The sequence below is a fragment of the Streptomyces tropicalis genome (assembly GCF_029269835.1).
In the GTDB taxonomy this organism is placed as follows: Bacteria; Actinomycetota; Actinomycetes; order Streptomycetales; family Streptomycetaceae; genus Streptomyces; species Streptomyces tropicalis.
The window spans coordinates 1-23,381 of sequence record NZ_JARJBB010000017.1 but is presented as its reverse complement, the minus strand read 5'-3'; the positions used below and the strand labels follow the sequence as shown (position 1 = coordinate 23,381).

Below are 23,381 nucleotides of genomic sequence, written 5' to 3'. Positions count from 1 at the left end.
CCGGGGCGCCGCCCCTGCCACCGGCCCGGATCCGGGACGCCGCGGCCCCCCGAAGCCGGTCCTCGGCCCGCATGGGTTCCGGAGCCGCCGAGCGGCCCGGTACGCCCCGGAGCCGTCCACCGGCCCCGCACGCGCGGACGCCGTCCACCGGCCCTGAACGTCTCGGAGCCGCCGGCCGCCTCCGCGTGCCCCGGAAGCCACCGCCCGAGCACCACGCCCGGAAGCCGTCCGGCGCCCCTCCACGCCCCGAAGCCGCCGACCGGCCCCCGCAGCCCCGGCACGCGCGGGAAGCCGCCCGGTCGGCCGGTACGTCCCGAGCCGACGGCCTGCCCCAGCAGGCCCCCGCACACCCGGCTGCCGCCGACCGGCCCGTACGTCCGCCCGGCCGCCGCCCGGACGCGCACGCCCCGGGGCCGGCGACCGGATCCCGGGCGTGCGGCGAGCCGGGGCCCCGGGTCGGCCCCGGAAGGCCCCGAGCCGGCGACCGGCGTCAGTGTGCCGCCGACTCCCAGTCCGGGCCCACGCCGATGGAGACGTCGAGCGGGGCACGCAGGTGGACCGCTCCGCTCATCTCGCGGCGCAGCAGTTCCTCCACCGCGTCCCGCTCGCCGGGGGCGATCTCCAGGACGATTTCGTCGTGGACCTGGAGCAGCATCCGGGAGGTGAGGCCGGCGTCCTCCAGGGCCCGCCCCACCTGGAGCATGGCGATCTTGACGATGTCGGCCGCCGTACCCTGGATCGGGGCGTTGAGCGCCATCCGCTCGGCCATCTCACGGCGCTGGCGGTTGTCGCTGTTCAGGTCGGGCAGGTAGCGGCGGCGGCCGAAGAGCGTCTCGGTGTAGCCGGTCGCGCGGGCCTCGTCGACGACCCGGCGCAGATAGTCCCGCACGCCGCCGAAGCGCTCGAAGTAGGCGTCCATCAGGGCGCGGGCCTCGGCCGCCTCGATGTTCAGCTGCTGGGACAGGCCGAACGCCGACAGCCCGTACGCCAGGCCGTACGACATCGCCTTGATCTTCCGGCGCATCTCGGCGTCCACCGCCGACGGTTCGACGCCGAACACCTGGGAGGCGGCGGTCGTGTGCAGGTCCTCGCCGGAGGTGAACGCCTCGATCAGGCCCGCGTCCTCCGACAGGTGGGCCATCACCCGCAGCTCGATCTGGCTGTAGTCCGCCGTCATCAGCGACTCGAAGCCCTCGCCGACCACGAAGCCGCGGCGGATCGCCCGCCCCTCGTCGGTGCGGACCGGGATGTTCTGCAGATTGGGGTCCGTGGAGGAGAGGCGGCCGGTGGCGGCGACCGTCTGGTTGAAGGTGGTGTGGATGCGGCCGTCCGCGGCGATCGTCTTGATCAGGCCCTCGACGGTGACGCGCAGCTTCGCCTGCTCGCGGTGGCGGAGCATGATCACCGGCAGCTCGTTGTCCGTCTGGCCGGCGAGCCAGGCCAGGGCGTCGGCGTCGGTGGTGAAGCCCGTCTTGGTCTTCTTGGTCTTCGGCAGCGCCAGCTCACCGAAGAGGACCTCCTGGAGCTGCTTGGGCGAGCCGAGGTTGAACTCGTGGCCGGCCGCGGCGTGGGCCTCCTTGACGGCCTGCTGCACCGCCCCGGCGAACATCTGCTCCATGGCCTCCAGGTGGCTGCGGTCCGCGGCGATGCCGTGGCGCTCCATCCGGGCGAGCAGGGCGGAGGTGGGCAGCTCGACGTCCCGCAGCAGGTCCGCGGCGCCGACCTCCGGGAGGCGCTCCTCGAAGGCCGCGCCGAGGTCGACGACGGCGCGGGCCTGGATCATCAGGGCCTCGGCCTCCGCGCCGTCGTCCGCGCCGAAGGCCAGCTGCCCGTCGGCCGCGGCGGCCGGCGCCAGCTCCCGGTGCAGGTACTCCAGGGACAGCGCGTCGAGGTCGAAGGAGCGGCGGCCGGGCTTGACCAAGTAGGCGGCCAGGGCGGTGTCCATGGTGACGCCCTCGATCCGCCAGCCGTGCTCGGCGAAGACCCGCATGGCGCCCTTGGCGTTGTGGAAGACCTTGGGGCGGTCCGGGTCGGCCAGCCAGGCGGCGAACGCGCTCTCGTCGGCCTCGTCGAGCTGGGAGGGGTCGAACCAGGCGGCCGCTCCGCCGGGTGCCGCGAGGGCGATCTCGGCGACCGAGCCGGTGCCCAGGGCCCAGGAGCCGACGCTGGCGACGCCGAGGACCTCGCCGTCCCGGCCGGCCAGCCAGGGGGCCAGCTCACCGGTGCCGAGCACCGTGCCGTCCAGCTCGACGCCGTCCGCCGTGACCGGGGCGGTCTCCGCCTCCTCGGCGCCGGGGTCGACGGCGAAGAGCCGCTCGCGCAGCGAGGGGTTGCGGATCTCCAGGGTGTCGAGGACCAGCGCGACGCTCTTGCGGTCGTACGGCGCGCGGGCGAGGTCGGCGACGCCCTTCGGGAGCTCCACGTGGCGCTCCAGCTCGGTGAGCCGGCGGTTGAGCTTGACCGACTCCAGGTGGTCGCGCAGGTTCTGCCCGGCCTTGCCCTTGACTTCGTCGACGCGCTCGACCAGCTCGGCGAAGGAGCCGAACTGGTTGATCCACTTCGCGGCGGTCTTCTCGCCGACGCCGGGGATGCCCGGGAGGTTGTCGGACGGGTCGCCGCGCAGCGCGGCGAAGTCCGGGTACTGGGCCGGCGTCAGCCCGTACTTCTCGACGACCTTCTCCGGGGTGAACCGGGTCAGCTCCGAGACGCCCTTCGTGGGGTAGAGGACGGTGGTGTGCTCGGACACCAGCTGGAAGGAGTCCCGGTCGCCGGTGACGATCAGCACCTCGAAGCCCTCGGCCTCGGCCTGGGTGGCGATGGTGGCGATGACGTCGTCGGCCTCGAACCCGTCGACGGCGAAGCGCGGCGCGTGCATCGCGTCGAGCAGTTCGCCGATCAGCTGGACCTGGCCCTTGAACTCGTCGGGGGTCTTCGAGCGGTTCGCCTTGTACTCGGTGAACTCCTCGGAGCGCCAGGTCTTGCGGGACACGTCGAAGGCGACGGCGAAGTGCGTGGGCGCCTCGTCACGGAGGGTGTTGGCCAGCATCGAGGCGAACCCGTAGATCGCGTTCGTCGGCTGGCCCGTCGCGGTCGTGAAGTTCTCCGCGGGCAGCGCGAAGAACGCGCGGTAGGCCAGCGAGTGCCCGTCCATGAGCATCAGCCGGGGCCGGGCGCCGCCGGGGGTCTTGTCGGTCGTCTTCGCTGCTGTTTCTGCCACGCCCCCGATCCTGCCACGCCGCACCGACACCCGGTTCCGCGCACCGCCCCCGCCGCCCCTCCCCCGCCCCCGCGCCGTGCGCCGGTCCGGACCGGCGCCGACCGGAGCGGATCGGCGCCGGTGCCGCGTGGGAGGATCGACGCCGACCTCACCCGTGCCAGCGAAGGAGCGCCGTGATGGCAACGAAGCCGCCCAAGGCCGATCCCGTTCAGGACGCCCCGCAGGTCGCGGAACCCCAGCACGCGGCGGCGGGACTGCCCGCCATCGGCCACACCCTGCGCATCGCCCAGCAGCAGATGGGCGTGAGGCGCACCGCGCTGACCCTGCTCCGGGTCAACCAGAAGGACGGCTTCGACTGCCCGGGCTGCGCCTGGCCGGAGGCGGAGGACCGCCACCGCGCCGAGTTCTGCGAGAACGGCGCGAAGGCGGTCGCCGAGGAGGCCACCCTGCGCCGGGTCACCCCGGAGTTCTTCGCCGCGCACCCGGTCTTCGACCTCGCGGCCCGCAGCGGGTACTGGCTGGGCCAGCAGGGACGGCTGACGCACCCCATGTACCTGCCGGAGGGCGCGGACCGCTACGAGCCGGTGAGCTGGGAGCGCGCCTTCGGCATCGTCGCCGAGGAGATCGCCGCGCTCGGCTCGCCCGACGAGGCCGTCTTCTACACCTCCGGCCGCACCAGCAACGAGGCCGCCTTCCTCTACCAGCTCTTCGCCCGCGAGCTCGGCACCAACAACCTGCCCGACTGCTCGAACATGTGCCACGAGTCCTCCGGCTCGGCCCTGTCGGAGACCATAGGCGTCGGCAAGGGCAGCGTGCTGCTGGAGGACCTCCACCGGGCCGACCTGATCATCGTGGCCGGGCAGAACCCGGGCACCAACCACCCGCGCATGCTGTCCGCCCTGGAGAAGGCGAAGGCCGCGGGCGCGCGGATCATCAGCGTCAACCCGCTGCCCGAGGCGGGCCTGGAGCGCTTCAAGAACCCGCAGACGCCCAAGGGCCTCACCACGGGCGCCGCGCTCACCGACCTGTTCCTGCAGATACGCCTCGGCGGCGACCAGGCCCTGTTCCGCCTGCTGAACAAGCTGGTCCTGGAGGCGGACGGCGCGGTGGACGAGGCGTTCGTCCGCGAGCACACCCACGGCTACGAGGAGTTCGCCGCGGCGGCCCGGGCCGCCGACTGGGAGGAGACGCGCGCCGCGACCGGCCTGACCCGTGAGGAGATCGAGCGGGCGCTGGCGATGGTCCTCGCCTCCGAGCGGACCATCGTGTGCTGGGCGATGGGCCTCACCCAGCACAAGCACGCGGTGCCCACCATCCGCGAGGTCGTCAACTTCCTGCTGCTGCGCGGGAACATCGGCCGTCCGGGCGCCGGCGTCTGCCCGGTGCGCGGCCACTCCAACGTGCAGGGCGACCGCACCATGGGCATCTTCGAGCGCCCCGCGCCCGCCTTCCTGGACGCCCTGGAGACGGAGTTCGGCTTCGCCCCGCCCCGCGAGCACGGCTACGACGTCGTCCGGGCGATCCGCGCCCTGCGCGACGGCGACGCGAAGGTCTTCTTCGCGATGGGCGGCAACTTCGTCTCGGCCTCCCCGGACACGGACGTCACCGAGGCGGCCATGCGGCGGGCACGGCTGACCGTGCACGTGTCGACGAAGCTCAACCGCTCGCACGTGGTCACCGGCGCGCGCGCCCTGATCCTGCCGACGCTCGGCCGCACCGAGCGGGACACCCAGCGCGGCGGCGACCAGTTCGTCACCGTCGAGGACTCCATGGGGATGGTGCACGCCTCCCACGGCCGGCTGAAGCCGGCGAGCGCGCAGCTGCTGTCCGAGCCGGCCATCGTGTGCCGGCTGGCGCGCCGGGTGCTCGGCGAGGGCAGCACGGTGCCCTGGGAGGAGTTCGAGCAGGACTACGCCACGATCCGTGACCGGATCGCCCGGGTCGTCCCCGGCTTCGAGGACTTCAACGCGCGCGTGGCCCGCCCCGGCGGCTTCGCCCTGCCGCACGCGCCGCGCGACGAGCGCCGCTTCCCGACGGCCACCGGGAAGGCGAACTTCACGGCCGCGCCGGTGGAGTACCCCGAACTGCCCGCAGGGCGGCTGCTGTTGCAGACCCTGCGCTCCCACGACCAGTACAACACCACGATCTACGGCCTCGACGACCGCTACCGCGGCATCAGGAACGGCCGCCGGGTCGTCCTGGTGCACCCGGAGGACGCGCGGGAGCTCGGCGTCGCCGACGGGTCGTACGTGGACCTCGTCGGCGAGTGGAAGGACGGGGTGGAGCGGCGGGCGGGCGGCTTCCGGGTCGTGCACTACCCGACCGCCCGGGGCTGCGCGGCGTCGTACTACCCGGAGACCAACGTCCTGGTGCCGCTGGACGCCACCGCGGACACCAGCAACACCCCGGCCAGCAAGTCCGTGGTGGTCCGTCTGGAACAATCGGCGACCGACTGAGCGTTCGCTCAGTCGCAGTGCCCGATCACGACGACAGGAGCCGGACCATGGGCGAGCAGCAGCAGGTGACGTTCCCGCAGCAGGTCATCGACGAGTACGCCGCGCTGGGCGTCGACCTGCCGGCCCTGTTCTCCGCGGGACACCTCGGGACACGCATGGGCGTGCAGATCCTGGAGGCGTCGGCGGAGCGCGTGGTCGGGACGATGCCGGTGGAGGGCAACACCCAGCCGTACGGCCTGCTGCACGGCGGCGCCTCCGCCGTCCTCGCCGAGACCCTCGGCTCCGTGGGGTCGATGCTGCACGGCGGCACCTCGAAGATCGCGGTGGGCGTGGACCTGAACTGCACGCACCACCGCGGGGCCCGCTCGGGCCTGGTCACCGGCGTGGCCACGCCGGTGCACCGCGGCCGGTCCACGGCGACGTACGAGGTCGTGATCAGTGACGAGGAGGGGCGGCGGGTGTGCAGCGCGCGCATCACCTGCCTGCTGCGCGACGTGCGGGCGGGCGACGAGGCGCACGCGCGGACCGACGGCTGAGCCACCGCACCCTCCGCCACCCCCGCGGGGCGGGCCCGGACCGCACCCGGCCGGGCCCGCCCCGCGCACCTCCTCCCCCGCAGCGCCTCCCGCACGCCCCCGCCGCACCCACTTCCGCACCACCCCACACGCGCTCCTTCGCGCCGCAACTCCCGTACCTCGCACGAAATGTCACGTCACGTCAGACGTCCGCCGCGAGGGCCGCACCCGGTCGCGCTCCCCCGTCGCGGGCGGGCACAACACGCGAGACCGCCGCGGAGACATCGGTATCCGACTGATCCGGATTCCCCCCGAATGCGGCTCCCGCCTTTTCCGCCGTAACGCTGCGTAACACGCACGCAGCGCCGGACCCCGGATTCCCGTTCGGCATCCCGCGCCCCACCGGCCCGTTCCGCTCCGTTCCCGCCTCCGGGCCGCGGTCTGCGCGCCTGCCGGTCCGCGCCCAAGCGGAAGTGCGGATTCTCAGAATGTGGACGGAGCGGAAATTCCGCCAAAACGGCCGAGAGGCTCCGTGGCCCCTGCGCATTCCCCAGCACGTCATAACAAGAAAGTCACAAGCCTTCGCACGCCGATGCCCATGTCCGCATACCGGGCTTAGAGTCACGGCCAGTCACCGCTCCATCGGGAGTTCGGTACCGGCGCGGCGCCCGTCGTCCCCCACGGGGACAGGGTGGTCCGCGGAAAGGACTGATTGTGCGACAGCGTTCTCTGGTGATCCTCACCTCCGTCCTCACCACCGGAGCTCTGACCCTCACTGCATGTGGCTCCCGGGACAACGGCAAGAGCGGCGACAGCGGGTCCGGCAACACGCTGACGATCGGTGTCGACGCCCCCCTGTCCGGCGAGAACTCCACCACCGGTCTCGGTATCCAGTACGGCGTCCAGATCGCCGTGGACGACGCCAACAAGAACAACTGGGTTCCCGGCGTGAAATTCAAGGTCAACGCGCTGGACGACAAGGCGCAGCCCGCCACCGGCCAGTCCAACGCCACCAGCCTGGTCGGCGACGACAAGACCATCGGCGCCGTCGGCCCGCTGAACTCCGGCGTCGCCCAGTCGATGCAGCAGGTGTTCACCTCGGCCAACATGGTCGAGATCTCCCCGTCGAACACCAACCCCGAGCTGACCCAGGGCAAGAACTGGCAGACCAGCAAGAAGCGCCCCTTCAAGACCTACTTCCGCACCGCCACCACCGACGCCCTCCAGGGCGGATTCGCGGCGACCTACGCGTACAACGGTCTCAAGAAGAAGAAGGCGTTCGTCGTCGACGACAAGCAGACCTACGGCGCCGGCCTGGCGAAGATCTTCAACGCCTCGTTCTCCAAGCTCGGCGGCAAGATCGCCGGCACGGACCACGTCAACACCGGTGACAAGGACTTCAGCTCGCTGGTCACCCGGATCAAGAAGTCCGGCGCCGACATCCTCTACTACGGCGGCCAGTACGACGAGTCCTCGCTGATCACCAAGCAGCTCAAGGACGCCGGCGTCAAGATCCCGCTGTTCGGCGGCGACGGAATGTTCGCCTCCACCTACATCGAGACCGCCGGCAAGGCCTCCGAGGGCGACCTCGCCACCTCCGTCGGCGTCCCCGCGGACACCCTGCCCGCGGCCAAGCAGTTCATCCAGACGTACAAGTCGAAGGGCTACAAGGGCGACTACGCGGCCTACGGCGCCTACGCCTACGACGCCGCCACCGCCATCATCAAGGCGGTGAAGGCCGCCGTGGACGCCAACGGCGGCAAGCTGCCCAGCGACATCAAGAACGGCCTGCGCGCCAAGGTCGTCGACGGGGTTCAGAAGGCGAACTTCGAGGGCATCACCGGAAAGGTCTCCTTCGACCAGTACGGCGACACCCAGAACAAGCAGCTGACGGTCTACCAGGTCGAGAACGGCAAGTGGAAGGCTGTGAAGACCGGCACCTTCAACGGCTGATCCCGGCCACCAGCACACCGCTGCACGGGCCGCGCGGAAGGAGGACCCCGACCGCGCGGCCCTTTCCACACCCAGACCCCGCACTCCACCAGTGCACACGACCACCAGCGACATGGAGGCCATGCGGTGAACACCCTGCCGCAGCAGCTGGCCAACGGGCTGCTCCTCGGCTCGATGTACGGGCTGATCGCCATCGGCTACACGATGGTGTACGGCATCGTCCAGCTCATCAACTTCGCCCACGGCGAGATATTCATGACCGGGGCCTTCGGCGCCCTCACGGTCTACTTCTACATCCTGCCCGGCGGGACCTCGATGTGGGCCGCCGTGCCCCTGATGCTGGTCGGCGGAGGCATCGTCGCCATCCTCGTCGCCGTCGGAGCGGAACGATTCGCCTACCGGCCGCTGCGACAGGCCCCACGACTGGCCCCGCTGATCACGGCCATCGGCCTCTCGCTGGCACTCCAGGAAGTCGTCCGCAACTTCTACCCCGGCGCCGACAAGGCCCGCGCCTTCCCCAGCCTCGACACCACGCACGACCTCGGCTCCGTCACCATCAAGGACGCCGACATCTTCCTCATCGTCGCCGCCGCCGTGTGCATGTCCGCCCTCGCCTGGTTCGTCCGCAAGAGCCGCACCGGCCGCGCCATGCAGGCCACCGCCCAGGACCCGGACACCGCGCAGCTGATGGGCATCGACACCAACCGCATCATCGTCGTCGCCTTCGCCATCGGCGGCTTCTTCGCCGCCGTCGCCGCCGTCTCCTACGGCCTCAAGTACGGCAACATCGACTACCGCATGGGCTTCCTCATGGGCCTCAAGGCCTTCACCGCCGCCGTCCTCGGCGGCATCGGCAACATCTACGGCGCCATGCTCGGCGGCCTCGTCCTCGGCATCGCCGAGACCATGGCCGCCACCTACATCAACAACATCCCCGGCATGCAGCAGCTCGGCGGCCAGAGCTGGGCCAACGTCTGGGCCTTCTGTCTCCTCATCCTCGTGCTCCTGCTCAGGCCCCAGGGCCTGCTCGGCGAGCGCGTCGCGGACAGGGCGTGATCACATGACCGAGACGACCAAGACCCCCGACACTCCTGGCACCCCGTCAGCGGACGCCGTGATCGCGCCCGACCGCCAGGGCCTCATCCCACTTCCGGCCGCTGCGGCCCGCGCCCTCACTCTCGTCGGCGGCATCGCCACCGTTGCCTCAACGTTCCTCGCCTGGACCTGGACCGCCGATTTCCCCGGCGACCTGACCGTCTACGGATACCCTGGCGGCCTGCAGTGGCTCACGTTGGTGGGCGGCGCTCTGGTGGCCCTCTTCGCCCTCGCCGGCTACGGCGTCCGCGGCCTCGGATGGCTCGCCCCCGCCGGGCCCACCGGCCCCGCCGTCCTGACCGCGCTGGGTGCTCTCGGCGTCACCTGGTACACCGTCATCGCAATCGCGGTGGAACTCGGCGGACTCGTCAACCTCGAACCAGGCGGCTACGTGGCGGCCGTCGCCTCCCTCACCACGGTCATCGGTGCCTTCGGCCTGCCGGCCGGCGCCGACGAGACCCGCAGGGCGAAGGAAGCGTTCACCGCCTACCTGAAGGCCCACGGCCGTTCCCGGCTCCGACTCGCCATCGCCGGCGTCAAGTTCCTCAACGCCTACATCGGCAAGCCCGACCACATCGCCGCCCCGCAGACCGTGCCGGGATGGCTCCAGCGGCTCGCCGTCACCGCCGTCACCATGGCCGGCCTCGGAATCTTCTCCTACGGCATCGACATCCCCTCCGAAGAGGGCGAGACCTTCATCGGCTACCTCGTCGTGATCGTCTTCGCGGTCTGGGCCCTGCACACCGCCGGCCTCCTCGACCGGTTCTCCCGCCTCGTCGCCGCCCACCGCGGCTTCGCCCTCGCCATGGGCTTCGTCGCGGCCATCCTCTTCCCCTTCACCCAGACCGACGACCACTACGCCAACATCGGCGTCAACATCCTCATCTTCGGCACCGTCGCCCTCGGCCTCAACATCGTCGTCGGCCTCGCCGGCCTCCTCGACCTCGGCTACGTCGCCTTCCTCGGCGTCGGCGCCTACACCGCGGCCCTCGTCTCCGGCTCCGAATTCTCCAAGTTCTCCGGCGTCCAGTTCCCCTTCTGGGCCGCCGCCCTCACCGGAGCAGCCGCCTCCCTCGTCTTCGGCGTCCTCATCGGCGCCCCCACCCTCCGGCTGCGCGGCGACTACCTCGCCATCGTCACCCTCGGCTTCGGAGAGATCTTCCGCATCGCCGTCAACAACATGGACGGCGTCTCAGGCCCCGACATCACCAACGGCCCCAACGGCATCCCGTCCATCCCCGACCTGAGCTTCTTCGGCTTCAACTTCGGCACCGCACACGACCTCGGCGGCTTCACCATCGGCCGGTTCGCCAACTACTACCTGCTGATGGTCCTCATCATGGCCATCGTCGTCCTCGTCTACACCCGCGCCGCCGACTCCCGCATCGGCCGCTCCTGGATCGCCATCCGCGAGGACGAGACCGCCGCCACCGCCATGGGCATCAACGGCTTCCGCGTCAAGCTCATCGCCTTCGCCCTCGGCGCCACCCTCGCCGGCCTCGCCGGCACCGTCAGCGCCCACGTCACCTACAGCGTCGTGCCCAACCCCTACCAGTTCGCCGGCGCCGCACCCCCCAACTCCGCCTTCCTGCTCGCCGCCGTCGTCCTCGGCGGCATGGGCACCGTGGCCGGCCCCCTCCTCGGCGCCGCCCTGCTCTACCTCCTCCCCGAGAAGCTCGTCTTCCTCCAGGACAAGTCGCTCCTCGCCTTCGGCGTCGCACTCATCCTGCTGATGCGCTTCCGCCCCGAGGGCATCATCGCCAACCGCCGCCGCCAGCTCGAATTCCACGAGACCGGCCAACTCGACGTACCACAACAGACGACGCTGACCGACGAACCGGCCGTCACCAAGGCGGGGGCGTAACCCACCATGACCACACCCGTGCTCGAAGCCCGCGACGTCACCATGCGTTTCGGCGGCCTCACCGCCGTCCGCTCCGTCGACTTCACCGTCAACAGCGGCGAGATCGTCGGCCTCATCGGCCCCAACGGCGCCGGCAAGACCACCTTCTTCAACTGCCTCACCGGGCTCTACGTCCCCACCGAGGGCACCGTCTCCTACCAGGGCAAGGTGCTGCCGCCCAAGCCGCACCTCGTCACCAAGGCCGGCGTCGCCCGCACCTTCCAGAACATCCGGCTCTTCGCCAACATGACCGTCCTGGAGAACGTCCTCGTCGGCCGCCACACCCGCACCAAGGAAGGACTCTGGTCCGCCCTGCTGCGCGGCCCCGGCTTCAAGAAGGCCGAACGCGCCAGCGAGGAACGCGCCATGGAACTCCTCGAGTTCATCGGCCTCGCCCACAAGCGCGACCACCTCGCCCGCAACCTCCCCTACGGCGAGCAGCGCAAGCTGGAGATCGCCCGCGCCCTGGCCAGCGAACCCGGACTGCTGCTCCTCGACGAGCCCACCGCCGGCATGAACCCCCAGGAGACCCGCGCCACCGAGGAACTCGTCTTCGCCATCCGCGACCAGGGCATCGCCGTCCTCGTCATCGAGCACGACATGCGGTTCATCTTCAACCTGTGCGACCGCGTCGCCGTCCTCGTCCAGGGCGAGAAGCTGGTCGAAGGCACCTCCGAGGTCGTCCAGGCCGACGAACGCGTCGTCGCCGCCTACCTCGGCGAACCCTTCGAAGGCGAACCCGCCGACGACACCGGCACCGCAGCCACCGCCGAAGAGACCGACACCGCCGACGAGACCGACGCCGCCCCGGCACCGCCGGAGACACCGGCCGCCGGCGAGGACACCGGACCGGACACCGCCGAACCCGACGGCACCGGCCCGCAGAGCACCGCCAGCACCAAGGGAGACACCCCGTGACCGCACTGCTCGAGGTCGAGGACCTCAGGGTCGCCTACGGCAAGATCGAGGCCGTCAAGGGCATCTCCTTCACCGTCGAGGCCGGCCAGGTCGTCACCCTCATCGGCACCAACGGCGCCGGCAAGACGACGACCCTGCGTACCCTCTCCGGCCTCCTGAAGCCCACCTCCGGAAAGATCCTGTTCGACGGCCGGCCGCTCACCGGCGTCGCCGCACACAAGATCGTCGCCCTGGGACTCGCCCACTCCCCCGAGGGCCGGCACATCTTCCCCCGCCTCACCATCGCCGAGAACCTGCAGCTCGGCGCCTTCCTCCGCAAGGACAAGGCGGGCATCGAGAAGGACATCCAGCGCGCCTACGACCTCTTCCCCATCCTCGGGGAACGGCGCAAGCAGGCGGCCGGCACCCTCTCCGGCGGCGAACAGCAGATGCTGGCCATGGGCCGGGCCCTCATGTCCCAGCCCAAACTGCTCATGCTGGACGAGCCCTCGATGGGCCTGTCCCCGATCATGATGCAGAAGATCATGGCGACCATCGCCGAACTGAAGTCGCAGGGCACCACCATCCTGCTCGTCGAGCAGAACGCCCAGGCCGCGCTCTCCCTCGCCGACCAGGGCCACGTCATGGAGGTCGGCAGCATCGTCCTGTCCGGCACCGGGCAGCACCTGCTCCACGACGAGTCGGTCCGCAAGGCCTACCTCGGCGAGGACTGACGCCCCGCACCGAACACAGCGCACGAGGCCCGCACCCCCACCGGGGTGCGGGCCTCGTCGTCACGGGGTGCCGGGCTCAGCCCTTGTCGGCCGTGCCGCCCTTCCCCGCCTTCTTCTCGTCACTGTCCAGGATGACCGCCTCGGCCACCTGCTGCATCGACATGCGCCGGTCCATCGACGTCTTCTGGATCCAGCGGAAGGCGGCCGGCTCGGTCAGGCCGTACTCGGTCTGGAGGATCGACTTCGCCCGGTCGACCAGCTTCCGGGTCTCCAGACGCAGCGTGAGGTCGGCGACCTCCTTCTCCAGCTCCTTCAGCTCCGTGAACCGCGACACCGCCATCTCGATCGCCGGCACCACGTCGCTCTTGCTGAACGGCTTCACGAGATACGCCATCGCACCCGCGTCCCTCGCCCGCTCCACCAGGTCGCGCTGCGAGAACGCGGTCAGCATCAGGACCGGCGCGATCCGCTCCTCGGCGATCCGCTCCGCCGCCGAGATCCCGTCCAGCTTGGGCATCTTCACGTCCAGGATCACCAGATCGGGCCGGTGCTCCCGGGCCAGTTCCACGGCCCGCTCGCCGTCCCCGGCCTCCCCGACGACCGTGTAGCCCTCCTCCTCCAGCATCTCCCGCAGATCCAGCCGGATCAGCGCCTCGTCCTCGGCGATGACCACGCGGGTCGTCAGCGGAGGCACGTGCGACTTGTCGTCGTCGGACACGTCTACGGGCTGGGGCGACTCGGCGGTCACGGGGGCGCTCCTTGTTCCGGGGCAGGCACAGTTACTGCTCCCAAGAGCCTACCCAGCTGCGGTAGGGTGGTCGGGCAGCGGGTCAGAGGTAACCTTCGATTCGTTGGGCCCCGGTAGCCCAATTGGCAGCAGGCAATGGATTCAAAACCCATACAGTGTCGGTTCGAATCCGACCCGGGGCACTTTTCCTAAATTTCCAAGGTCAGACCCGAAAAGCGGATGTCCACATTCTCGTGAACCTCCGCTTTTTGCTGCGTGCCGCCGGAGCAACGCGCCGAGAGTGATCGCATGTACGACCTCAGCGCGCGTGAACGAGCACTCGCGCTCCTGGCGCAGGGCCGCAGCCTCAACTCCGTGAGCCGGGAGACGGGCATCTCCCGCGCCGCCATCCGCTCCCGGCGGCACCGCCTCCACCCTCGGCACCGCCTCCACCCTCTGCCCCGTTCGGCCACCCCGGACCCGGATCCGCACGCCGCCGGCGGGTCCTACGCCTATCTGCTGGGCCTCTACCTGGGCGACGGCTGCATCAGCGCACACCCGCGCTCCGGCCACTACCTCAGGATCGCGTGCGCCGACGCGTGGCCCGGACTCATCCGGGAGTGCCGGGAGGCGATCGTGAGCGTCATTCCGGGGGTGGGCGTCTACGGCGCGCGGAAACAGGGCTGCACGATGGTGACCAGCTATTCCCGGCACTGGCCCCTTCTCTTTCCGGAGCACGGTCCGGGCCGGAAGCACGAGCGCCGTATCGCCCTGGAATCCTGGCAGCAGGACATCGTGGACGCCCACCCGTGGGAATTCGTCCGCGGACTGATCCACTCCGACGGCTGCCGCGTGACCAACCGGACGACGCGTCTCGTCGGCGGGGAACAGAGGCGCTACACGTACCCGCGGTACTTCTTCACGAATGTCTCGGCCGACATCAGGCGGCTCTACACGGACACGCTCGACAGGCTCGGCGTCACCTGGACGCGGTGCACCCGGGGTGGGATCCCGTTCAACATCTCCGTCGCCCGCAGAGCCTCCGTCGCGCTGATGGACCTCCACGTCGGCCCGAAGCACTGATCCCGCCGGTCTACTTCGGGCTGTCGTCCTCGCCGATGTGGTGGACGCGGACCATGTTCGTGGAGCCGGAGACGCCGGGAGGCGAACCCGCCGTGATCACGACCACGTCGCCCTTCCGGCAGCGGCCGTACTTCAGGAGCAGGTCGTCCACCTGGTCGACCATCGCGTCGGTGGAGTCGACGTGCGGTCCGAGGAAGGTCTCGACTCCCCAACTGGCGCTGAGCTGGGAGCGGGTCGAGGGCTCGGGGGTGAAGGCGAGGAGCGGGATGGGCGAGCGGTAGCGCGAGAGCCGGCGGGCGGTGTCGCCCGACTGGGTGAAGGCGACGAGGAACCTGGCTCCGAGGAAGTCACCCATCTCCGCCGCGGCGCGGGCGACGGCGCCGCCCTGGGTGCGGGGCTTGTTGCTCTCGGTCAGCGGCGGCAGGCCGCCCGCGAGGAGGTCCTCCTCGGCGGCCTCGACGATGCGGGACATGGTGCGGACGGTCTCGACGGGGTGCTTGCCGACGCTGGTCTCGCCGGAGAGCATCACGGCGTCGGTGCCGTCGAGGACGGCGTTGGCGACGTCGCTGGCCTCGGCGCGGGTGGGGCGGGAGTTCTCGATCATGGAGTCGAGCATCTGGGTGGCGACGATGACCGGTTTGGCGTTGCGCCGGGCGAGTGTGATCGCCCGCTTCTGCACGATGGGCACCTGTTCGAGGGGCATTTCGACGCCGAGGTCGCCGCGGGCGACCATGATGCCGTCGAAGGCGGCGACGATGTCGTCGACGGCCTCGACCGCCTGGGGTTTCTCGATCTTGGCGATGACGGGGAGGCGGCGGCCCTCCTCGTCCATGATGCGGTGGACGTCCTTGATGTCGCGTCCGCTGCGGACGAAGGAGAGGGCGACGACGTCGAAGCCGGTGCGCAGCGCCCAGCGCAGGTCGTCCTCGTCCTTCTTGGAGAGGGCGGGGACGGAGACGGCGACGCCGGGCAGGTTGAGGCCCTTGTGGTCGGAGACGATGCCGCCCTCGACGACCCGGGTGTGGATCAGGTCGCCGTCGACGGCGGTGACCTGGAGGCCGACCTTGCCGTCGTCGACGAGGATGCGTTCGCCGGGGGTGACGTCGGCGGCGAGGCCGGCGTAGGTGGTGCCGCAGCCGTGGCGGTCGCCTTCGGCGCCGTCCTCGACGGTGATGGTGAAGGGGTCGCCGCGTTCAAGGAGTACGGGTCCTTCGCGGAAGCGGCCGAGGCGGATCTTCGGGCCCTGAAGGTCGGCGAGGAGGCCGACGCTGTGGCCGGTCTCGTCGGCGGCCGTGCGGACGTGCTGGTAGCGCTCCTCGTGTTCGGCGTGGCTGCCGTGGCTGAGGTTGAGTCGGGCGACGTCCATTCCGGCCGTGACCAGTGCCTTGATCTGGTCGTACGTGTCGGTGGCGGGCCCCAGAGTGCAGACGATCTTTGCTCGGCGCATGAGGTGAGCCTAGGCCTTACCGGTTGGTAGGAGTCCGGTGCTGCGTGACTACTCAACAACCTTTGAGTGACGTGTTGTTGACAAGTATTGAAGTGTGCTCGGGTGTGCTGCGCCGGGTGGGTGCGGGGGGTCGTGTGCTGCGGCGGGGGGTCGTGTGCTGCGACGGGGTGCTGAGGTCATACGCCCCACTCTGTCACCGTTGGCGCGTTTTTTGACCGGTCGGTCACCGGATCGCAACCTGCGGGGTGTCCGGTCTGCGGCATCGGCATTCGGCATCGCGTACCCGGCCGGGTCGCGCAGGGATGCTCGCGACGGGGGTGCTGAAGCCGGAGGGCTTGGCGTCGGTGGGGCGGCGGCTGACGCGGGCCGGCACTCCGGGCTTCCCGGCGTGGGTGTCCCTGCCGCCGGCCCGTTTCCGGCCGGGGCGGGTCAGCGGCGATCGACGAGGGGGGTGACGGTCGCGGGGCGGCCGGGGGGCGGGATCCGGTGCTGGGGGGCGAGGCCGAAGGTGGTGTAGGCGGTGCGGGTGGGGAGCGGGTAGGGCTCCTTGCCGGTGACGGCGTTGAGGATGGTCGCGCTGCGCCAGGCGGCGAGGCCGAGGTCGGGGGCGCCGACGCCGTGGGTGTGCAGTTCGGCGTTCTGGACGTAGATCTGGCATCCGGTGGCGGTGACGGACGGGTCGAGGACGAGGCGGAAGCGTTCGTCGACGCGGGGTCGTTCGCTGCTGTCGCGGCGCAGGTAGGGGTCGAGGCCGGCGAGGACGCCGTCGAGGGGGCGTTCGCGGTAACCGGTGGCGAGGACGACGGCGTCGGTGGTGAGGCGGGACCGGGTGCCCTGCTCGACGTGTTCGAGGTGCAGTTCGACCTGGGTGGCGGCGACGCGGCCGGCGGTGCGGACGCGGACGCCCGGGGTGAGGACCGCGTCCGGCCAGCCGCCGTACAGGGTGCGGCGGTAGAGCTCGTCGTGGATGGCGGCGAGGGTGTCCGCGTCGATGCCCTTGTGGAGCTGCCACTGGGAGGTGACGAGCTGGTCGCGGACCGGTTCGGTCAGGGCGTGGAAGTAGCGGGTGTAGTCGGGGGTGAAGTGTTCCAGGCCGAGCTTGGAGTACTCCATGGGGGCGAAGGCGGCGGTGCGGCCGATCCAGTGGAGTTGTTCCCGGCCGGCGGGGCGGCGGCGCAGCAGGTCGAGGAAGATCTCGGCGCCGGACTGTCCGGAGCCGACGACGGTGACGTGTCGGGCGGCGAGCAGGGCGTCGCGGTGGTCGAGGTAGTCGGCGGCGTGCACGACGGGGACGCCGGGGGCGTCGGCGAGGGGGCGGAGCGGTTCGGGCACGTGGGGTTCGGTGCCGATGCCGAGGACGACGTTGCGGGTGTAGGTGCGGCCGAGGGCCTCGATCTCGCCGTCGGCGTCGAGCCGGGTGAAGTCGACTTCGAAGACGTCGCGTTCGGGGTTCCAGCGGACGGCGTCGACCTGGTGGCCGAAGTGCAGTGCGGGCAGGCTCTCGGCCACCCAGCGGCAGTAGGCGTCGTATTCGGCGCGCTGGATGTGGAAGCGCTCGGCGAAGTAGAAGGGGAAGAGCCGGTCCTGGAGTCTGAGGTGGTTGAGGAAGGACCAGGGGCTGGCGGGGTCGGCGAGGGTGACCAGGTCGGCGAGGAACGGCACTTGGATGCGGGCGCCCTCGATGAGCAGGCCGGGGTGCCATTCGAAGGCGGGCCGCTGGTCGTAGAAGGCGGCGTCGACCTCGGCGAGGGGGTGGGCCAGGGCGGCGAGGGAGAGGTTGAACGGTCCGATGCCGATGCCGACCAGGTCGCGGGGTGTCTCGGGGGCGTGCAGCGGGGGGTGCGGGATCGGGTTCATCGGGGGGTGCTTCCTTCCACCAGTTTCAGGAGGGCGGCCAGGTCGTCGGGCCGGACGGCGGGGTTGAGGAGGGTGGCTTTCAGCCAGAGGCGGTCGCCGAGGCGGGCGCGGCCGAGGACGGCGCGGCCGCCGGTGAGGAGCGTGCGGCGTGCGGCGGCGACGGCCTCGTCGCACGCGCCGGACGGCCGGAACAGGACGGTGCTGATGGTGGGCCGGTCGTGCAGGTCGAAGCCGGGGTGGTGGTGGATCAGGTCGGCGAACTCGCGGGCGCGGGCGCAGACCTGGTCCACGAGGGTGGCGAGGCCGCGGCGGCCGAGGGTTCTGAGGGTGACGGCGATCTTGAGGATGTCGGGGCGGCGGCTGGTGCGCAGGGAGCGGCCGAGGAGGTCGGGCAGGCCGGCTTCGGTGTCGTCGTCGGCGTTGAGGTAGTCGGCGCGCCGGTCGAGGACGGCGAGGTCGCGGGGGTGGCGGACGGCGAGGATGCCGGCGGCGAGCGGCTGCCAGCCGAGTTTGTGCAGGTCGAGGGTGACGGTGTGGGCGGCTTCGAGGCCGGTGAGCTTGTCCCGGTGCCGGTCGCTGAACAGGAGGCTTCCGCCGTGGGCGGCGTCGATGTGCAGCCGGGCGCCGTGGGCGGCGCACAGGCCGGCGATCTCGGGGAGGGGGTCGATGAGGCCGGCGTCGGTGGTGCCCGCGGTCGCGGCGACGAGGACGGAGCCGCGGGGGCCGCCGAGTCCGGTGAGGGCGGTGTGCAGGGCGGCGGGGTCGAGGGTGCCGGTGGGTGCGGGGACGACGACGGGGTCGGGCAGGCCGAGCAGCCAGGCGGCGCGGGGCAGGGAGTGGTGGGCGTTGGCGCCGCAGACGAGGCGGAGTCCTGGGTGGGTCTCGCGGGCGAGGAGGAGGGCGAGCTGGTTGGACTCGGTGCCGCCGGTGGTGACGACGGCGTCGGCGAGGCCGGCCTCCCGGGCGAGGTCGCGGGTGACGAGGGCTTCGAGGGCGGAGGCGGCGGGTGCCTGGTCCCAGGAGTCGAGGGAGGGGTTGAGGGCGCTCGCGGCGAGGTCGGCGGCGGCGGCCACGGCGAGCGGCGGGCAGTGCAGGTGGGCGGTGCAGAGCGGGTCGGCGGGGTCGGCGGATCCTTCGGCGAGGGCGTGGACGAGGGTGTGGAGGGCGTGGGGGTCGCCCTCGTCGGGGAGTGTCTCTCCGAGGGCGTCGCGCATGCGCGCGGCGACGGCGGCCGGGCCGCCGGCGGGCAGTGGTCCCCCGCGGGCGGTGCGGCCGCCGTCGAGGGCGTCGAGCACGGTGTCGAGCAGGGGTCTCAGGGCGGCGGGGCCCTGGGGGCCCGAGGCGAGGGGTGGCGTACTCATCGGCGGTCCTCCGGGGCGCTGGGCACGCGGACTTCCAGGGTGGAGGCATGGGATGCGGCGTGCCCGGAAAGTCCAACGATCGGAACCGAAAGTGGGTACTGCTCCGCGGGGTTCCGCGGGGACCGGGTGTGGTGAGCGGCGAACGTGAGCGGAAGGGAGTGCCGGATGGACGTCGAGGTGGGTGCGGGTGGGAGCGCTGCGGGACGGGCCGGGTTGCGGGGAGGTGCCGGCGGGCCGGGGTGGCCGGTCGACGTGCCCGGGGAACGGGTGCTGGTCCGGGAGCCGGAGCCGGCGGACGAGGGGGCGCTGCTCACGCTGTTCGAGGAGTGCGAGGACTGGTTCGAGGCGGCGACGGGGCTGCCGTCGGCTCCGGGTGACGTGCAGAGCCTGTACTACGCGCTGCCGGAGGGGGCGGGTCCGCAGGACAAGGTGCTGCTGGTGGTGGAGCGGGACGGTGTGGTGGCGGGTGTGGTGGACGCGGTGTGCGACCACCCGGTGCCGGGGGCCGTCGCGGTGGGGTTGTTCCTGCTGGCGCCGTGGGCGCGGGGGCGGGGTCTGGGCCGGGCGGTGGCGGAGGCGCTGCTGGCGCGGGCGGAGGGGGTGACCCGGGTGACGGCGAGTGTGCCGCCGGGCTGGCGTCCCGGTGAGCGGTTCCTGGAGCGCCTGGGTTTCACTCTGCACGCCCCGTCGGACCTGGGCCCTCGGTCCGGCAACCGCCGCCCGGGTCCCCGTGAGACGGCCCCCCGCCGTGCCGAGCTGCTCCGGGAGGGCGGGACGGGGTGATGCAGGGGGCTGTCCTGGCGTGCGACGCGGGCGGCCGTCCTCCGGCGCGGCCCTGCGGTGGGGGTCCGGCGGCTCGTCCGGGCACCACCCGGGAGGCGGTTCCGTGCCGCCCGGACGGCATGCGTGCCGCCCGGGCGGAGAGGGGCCCGCTGCCGCCTCGGGGGCGTCTCCCGAGCGGCGGGGCCTTCGGCCGCCCGGATGTGGGCGGGCCGTCCCCGGGACGCGCCTCTCGTCGTCCCGGCGTGACGCCTTCGGGCGGTGCCGGGGAGCCCTGCGGGGGCACGCCCGGGGCCGGGGACCCGCCTCGGGACCGCCCGAAGGCGTCGTCCGGCGGCGGGGCCCGCGGCGGCCCGGGGGCCGGCGTGATGCCCGTCCGGACAGGCGCGCGGCCGCGCCCGGCGGTGTGCCCGGGGCCGGCCCTGCCACGTGCCCGGGGCCGGACGGCCCCGGGCGGCCTCCGTCCGGTCTCGGGGCGGAGGCCGGGCGAGCGCCACCGGGCGCGCGCCACCGTCCGAGCGCCGCCGTCCGGGGGCCGGGTCCCGTCCGGGGGCCGGGTCCCGTCCGGGGGCCGCTCACGTGCGGCCGCGTGGTGGTCAGCCTTCGCGGACGCGCAGTGCGCGTGACAGGTCGTCGAGTTGGTCGACGAGCTTGCGGCGCAGGGCCGGGGTCGGGTCGGACTCGCGGAGGCAGGTCTCGCCGAGGCGGAGGGTGTCGGCGTCCACGGCGTACGCGGGGAAGGCCCAGCGGCCGGCCGCGTCGGCGATGGCGGGTCCGCGGCGGGCGGCGACGGCGACGGCCTCGTCGTAGTAGCGGGGTACGTACGCGCTGACGAGGTCGGCCTGCTCGGGCTGCCAGAAGCCCTGGGCGGTCGCGGTGAACAGGTAGTTGGACAGGTCGGTCCGCTCGTCGGCGGCGAACATCGCGTCCCAGGCCCGCTGCTTGGCGCCGGGGTCGGGGAGCGCGGCGCGGCAGCGGGCGGCGCCCTCCTGGCCGGTGGCGCTCGGGTCGCGTTCGAGTTCGGCGGCGATGGCGTCCTCGTCGGTGGCGCCGAGCACGGCGAGCCGGGCCAGGATGCGCCAGCGCAGTTCGGGGTCGAGTTCGGGGCCGCCGGAGACCGTGCCCTCGCTGAGCCAGGCGGCGAGGGTGCCGGGGCGGGTGGCGGTGGAGACGAGGTGGCGGACGGCGGTCAGTCGCAGGCCGGGGTGGTCGCCGTCCTCGGTGCGGCGGATGAGGTCGCGGCACAGGTCGGTGAGGGCGTCGAGGGCGGCGGGCCGCTCGCCGGGGGGCAGCAGCCGGTCGGCGACGTGCCCGGAGGCGAAGGCGAGCACGCCCTGGACGACGGCGAGGTCCCGCTCCTCGGTGAGGTGGGCGGTGGCGGTCGCCAGGTAGTCGGCGGGGGCGAGGTCGCCGTCGCGGACCATGTCGCGCAGGGTGTTCCAGACGACGGCGCGGGTGAGGCCGTCGGGGATGCCGGACATGCCGCGCAGCGCGGTCTCCAGGGATGCCTCGTCGAGGCGGAGCTTGGCGTACGTGAGGTCGAGGTCGTTGGGCACGATGAGGGCGGGCCGGGCGCCGGGGCGCGGGGCGGTGCCGGTCTGCGGGACGTCGGCCTCGTAGCGTTCGCGCAGGACGAGGGTGCGGCCGTCGCTGAGGTCGCGGTCGTAGACGCCGACGGTGACGCGGTGCGGGCGGCTCCCGTCGTGGCCGAGGGTGAGGGTCCATTCGCCGGCGCGTGCGTCGACGGCGGCGGTGAGGGTGTCGACGCCGGTGGTGCGCAGCCAGGACTCGGCCCAGGAGTGCACGTCGCGGTCGGTGCGGTGGGCGAGGGAGTCGAGGAAGTCGGTGAGGCCGGCGTTGCCGAAGCGGTGGCGGGCGAAGTGGGTGTTGATGCCGGCCAGGAAGTCCTTCTCGCCGAGCCAGGCGACGAGTTGGCGCAGCGCGGAGGCGCCCTTGGCGTAGGAGATGCCGTCGAAGTTGAGCAGGGCGGAGGCGGTGTCGTGGACGGCGTCCGGGGCGACGGGGTGGGTGGAGGGGCGCTGGTCGGCGTCGTAGCCCCAGCTCTTGCGGGCGACGGCGAAGTCGGTCCAGGTGTCGGTGAAGCGGGTCGCCTCGGTGAGGGTCTGGTAGCCCATGTACTCGGCGAAGGACTCGTTGAGCCAGATGTCGTCCCACCAGCGCAGGGTGACGAGGTCGCCGAACCACATGTGGGCCATCTCGTGGGCGACGACCATGGCGCGGGTCTGGCGTTCGGTGTCGGTGACGGCGGAGCGGTAGACGAACTCGTCGCGGAAGGTGACCAGGCCCGGGTTCTCCATGGCGCCGGCGTTGAACTCGGGGACGAAGGCCTGGTCGTAGGAGTCGAAGGGGTAGGGCTCCTCGAACTTCTCGTGGTAGCGGTCGAAGCAGGCGCGGGTGATGTCGAGGATTTCGTCGGCGTCGGCGTCGAGGTGGGGGGCGAGGGAGCGGCGGCAGTGGATGCCGAAGGGCAGGCCGGCGTGTTCGGTCCGCACGGAGTGCCAGGGGCCGGCGGCGACGGCGACGAGGTAGGTGGAGATCGGCGGGGTGGGGGCGGCCGTCCAGCGTCCGCCGCCGAGGTGTTCGGTGACGCCGTTGGCGAGGACGCTCCAGCCGTCGGGGGCCGTGACGGTCAGCTCGAAGACGGATTTGAGGTCGGGCTGGTCGAAGGCGGCGAAGACGCGCTGCACGTCGTCCATGAACATCTGGGTGTAGACGTAGGTCTCGCCGTCGGTGGGGTCGGTGAAGCGGTGCATGCCCTCGCCGGTGCGGGAGTAGCGCATGGCGGCGTCGACGCGCAGTTCGTGCCCGCCCGGTGCCAGGTTCTTCAGGGGCAGTCGGCCCTCGGCCAGGCTCTCGGGGTCGAGGGGTTGTCCGTCGAGGGTGGCGGAGCGCAGTTCGGCGGGCTTGAGCTCGACGAAGGTGTCCGTGGCGTCCAGTCCGGGGCGCACGTCGAACCGGATCACGGTCACGGAGTCGAACGTCTCGTCCCCGGTGGTCAGGTCGAGGTCGATCGTGTAGCGGTGGACGTCGAGGAGCTGGGCACGGGTCTGCGCTTCGTCGCGCGTGAGAACGGACATGGACGCCATGCTGCCCGATGTCCCCGCGGCGGGACGAGGGGGTATCGGGAGCCGGGTCCTGTCGTCGGAGTCCCGTCCGCTCCGCGGCGCCGGGACCCGGGGCATGTCCGCAACGTCGCGTCTGCGTCGCGCCGCCCGCCCTGCGGGCGAACGACGCTGCGGGTCCATACACGACGCTTCAGGTCAATACGCCTAGGCGGACGCGGACCGGTGGCCGTCGCGGGGCGGGGGGACGCCGGGGGCGGGGTGCGGGGTGCC

15 protein-coding genes and 1 tRNA gene are annotated in these 23,381 nt (G+C 72.0%); 10 read left to right on the top strand and 6 right to left on the bottom strand.

Translation table 11 applies throughout. The features are described from left to right. Nucleotides 1–490 precede the first annotated feature (490 nt). Entirely contained in the window at nucleotides 491–3,217 is a 2,727-nt protein-coding gene (gene polA / locus P3H78_RS25665; RefSeq protein WP_276111524.1) for a DNA polymerase I, read from the bottom strand. Nucleotides 3,218–3,393: 176 nt separating this feature from the next. Between polA and P3H78_RS25660 the strand changes: the two genes are divergently transcribed. The 7 genes from P3H78_RS25660 to P3H78_RS25630 all read left to right on the top strand — a co-directional run bounded on the left by P3H78_RS25660 (nucleotide 3,394) and on the right by P3H78_RS25630 (nucleotide 12,770). Then, nucleotides 3,394–5,673, top strand: a complete 2,280-nt coding sequence (locus P3H78_RS25660) for an FdhF/YdeP family oxidoreductase (protein ID WP_276111523.1) — start codon at nucleotides 3,394–3,396, stop codon at nucleotides 5,671–5,673. 47 nt (nucleotides 5,674–5,720) lie between these two features. After that, a complete protein-coding gene (locus P3H78_RS25655; protein ID WP_276111522.1) occupies nucleotides 5,721–6,209 on the top strand; it encodes a PaaI family thioesterase in 489 nt (162 codons plus the stop codon). A gap of 708 nt (nucleotides 6,210–6,917) precedes the next feature. Further along, the gene (locus P3H78_RS25650) at nucleotides 6,918–8,141 is read left to right on the top strand and encodes a branched-chain amino acid ABC transporter substrate-binding protein (protein WP_276111600.1); all 1,224 of its coding nucleotides are present in this window, start codon (nucleotides 6,918–6,920) and stop codon (nucleotides 8,139–8,141) included. A 126-nt stretch (nucleotides 8,142–8,267) separates the two neighbouring features. Beyond that, a complete protein-coding gene (locus P3H78_RS25645; RefSeq protein ID WP_276111521.1) occupies nucleotides 8,268–9,197 on the top strand; it encodes a branched-chain amino acid ABC transporter permease in 930 nt (309 codons plus the stop codon). A 4-nt stretch (nucleotides 9,198–9,201) separates the two neighbouring features. Continuing rightward, the gene (locus P3H78_RS25640; protein WP_276111520.1) at nucleotides 9,202–11,100 is read left to right on the top strand and encodes a branched-chain amino acid ABC transporter permease; all 1,899 of its coding nucleotides are present in this window, start codon (nucleotides 9,202–9,204) and stop codon (nucleotides 11,098–11,100) included. Nucleotides 11,101–11,106: 6 nt separating this feature from the next. Next, nucleotides 11,107–12,057: an ABC transporter ATP-binding protein gene (locus P3H78_RS25635; protein WP_276111519.1), complete on the top strand. Its 951-nt coding sequence runs from the start codon at nucleotides 11,107–11,109 to the stop codon at nucleotides 12,055–12,057. Then, complete coding sequence (locus P3H78_RS25630; protein ID WP_276111518.1) at nucleotides 12,054–12,770, top strand: ABC transporter ATP-binding protein; 717 nt, start codon at nucleotides 12,054–12,056, stop codon at nucleotides 12,768–12,770. Before P3H78_RS25635 ends, P3H78_RS25630 begins: the two co-directional genes overlap by 4 nt. A 76-nt stretch (nucleotides 12,771–12,846) precedes the next feature. Here the strand turns inward: P3H78_RS25630 and P3H78_RS25625 are convergent, their stop codons facing one another. Next, nucleotides 12,847–13,518 carry an ANTAR domain-containing response regulator gene (locus tag P3H78_RS25625; protein WP_276111517.1) on the bottom strand — a complete coding sequence of 224 codons (672 nt, stop codon included), beginning with the start codon at nucleotides 13,516–13,518 and terminating at the stop codon, nucleotides 12,847–12,849. A gap of 107 nt (nucleotides 13,519–13,625) precedes the next feature. On the opposite strand from P3H78_RS25625, the gene P3H78_RS25620 reads away from it, so the two are divergent. Further along, a tRNA-Leu gene (locus P3H78_RS25620) sits at nucleotides 13,626–13,700 on the top strand. A gap of 106 nt (nucleotides 13,701–13,806) precedes the next feature. Then, on the top strand, nucleotides 13,807–14,580 hold the full coding sequence (locus tag P3H78_RS25615) for a transcriptional regulator (protein ID WP_276111516.1): 774 nt from the start codon (nucleotides 13,807–13,809) through the stop codon (nucleotides 14,578–14,580). Between the two features lie 10 nt (nucleotides 14,581–14,590). Here P3H78_RS25615 and pyk read toward each other — a convergent pair whose 3' ends face one another. From pyk to P3H78_RS25600, 3 genes are all read right to left on the bottom strand, one after another. After that, entirely contained in the window at nucleotides 14,591–16,027 is a 1,437-nt protein-coding gene (pyk, locus tag P3H78_RS25610) for a pyruvate kinase (RefSeq protein WP_276111515.1), read from the bottom strand. Nucleotides 16,028–16,456: 429 nt separating this feature from the next. Then, nucleotides 16,457–17,884, bottom strand: coding sequence for a lysine N(6)-hydroxylase/L-ornithine N(5)-oxygenase family protein (locus P3H78_RS25605; RefSeq protein WP_276111514.1), 1,428 nt, complete (start codon nucleotides 17,882–17,884; stop codon nucleotides 16,457–16,459). Then, nucleotides 17,881–19,245 carry a pyridoxal phosphate-dependent decarboxylase family protein gene (locus P3H78_RS25600; RefSeq protein WP_276111513.1) on the bottom strand — a complete coding sequence of 455 codons (1,365 nt, stop codon included), beginning with the start codon at nucleotides 19,243–19,245 and terminating at the stop codon, nucleotides 17,881–17,883. Before P3H78_RS25600 ends, P3H78_RS25605 begins: the two co-directional genes overlap by 4 nt. Nucleotides 19,246–19,410: 165 nt before the next feature. On the opposite strand from P3H78_RS25600, the gene P3H78_RS25595 reads away from it, so the two are divergent. After that, nucleotides 19,411–20,028, top strand: coding sequence for a GNAT family N-acetyltransferase (locus tag P3H78_RS25595; protein WP_276111512.1), 618 nt, complete (start codon nucleotides 19,411–19,413; stop codon nucleotides 20,026–20,028). 593 nt (nucleotides 20,029–20,621) lie between these two features. Here P3H78_RS25595 and pepN read toward each other — a convergent pair. Beyond that, nucleotides 20,622–23,132: an aminopeptidase N gene (gene pepN, locus P3H78_RS25590; protein WP_276111511.1), complete on the bottom strand. Its 2,511-nt coding sequence runs from the start codon at nucleotides 23,130–23,132 to the stop codon at nucleotides 20,622–20,624. Between the last annotated feature and the right edge of the window lie 249 nt (nucleotides 23,133–23,381).

Excerpts from the sequence above, each read along its gene's own strand:
- P3H78_RS25640 (WP_276111520.1), top strand. The coding sequence starts at position 9,202 with ATGACCGAGACGACCAAGACCCCCGACACTCCTGGCACCCCGTCAGCG.
- P3H78_RS25615 (WP_276111516.1), top strand. The coding sequence starts at position 13,807 with ATGTACGACCTCAGCGCGCGTGAACGAGCACTCGCGCTCCTGGCGCAG.
- P3H78_RS25655 (WP_276111522.1), top strand. The coding sequence starts at position 5,721 with ATGGGCGAGCAGCAGCAGGTGACGTTCCCGCAGCAGGTCATCGACGAG.
- P3H78_RS25605 (WP_276111514.1), bottom strand. The coding sequence starts at position 17,884 with ATGAACCCGATCCCGCACCCCCCGCTGCACGCCCCCGAGACACCCCGC.
- P3H78_RS25600 (WP_276111513.1), bottom strand. The coding sequence starts at position 19,245 with ATGAGTACGCCACCCCTCGCCTCGGGCCCCCAGGGCCCCGCCGCCCTG.
- pepN (WP_276111511.1), bottom strand. The coding sequence starts at position 23,132 with ATGGCGTCCATGTCCGTTCTCACGCGCGACGAAGCGCAGACCCGTGCC.
- P3H78_RS25635 (WP_276111519.1), top strand. The coding sequence starts at position 11,107 with ATGACCACACCCGTGCTCGAAGCCCGCGACGTCACCATGCGTTTCGGC.
- P3H78_RS25660 (WP_276111523.1), top strand. The coding sequence starts at position 3,394 with ATGGCAACGAAGCCGCCCAAGGCCGATCCCGTTCAGGACGCCCCGCAG.
- pyk (WP_276111515.1), bottom strand. The coding sequence starts at position 16,027 with ATGCGCCGAGCAAAGATCGTCTGCACTCTGGGGCCCGCCACCGACACG.
- P3H78_RS25595 (WP_276111512.1), top strand. The coding sequence starts at position 19,411 with ATGGACGTCGAGGTGGGTGCGGGTGGGAGCGCTGCGGGACGGGCCGGG.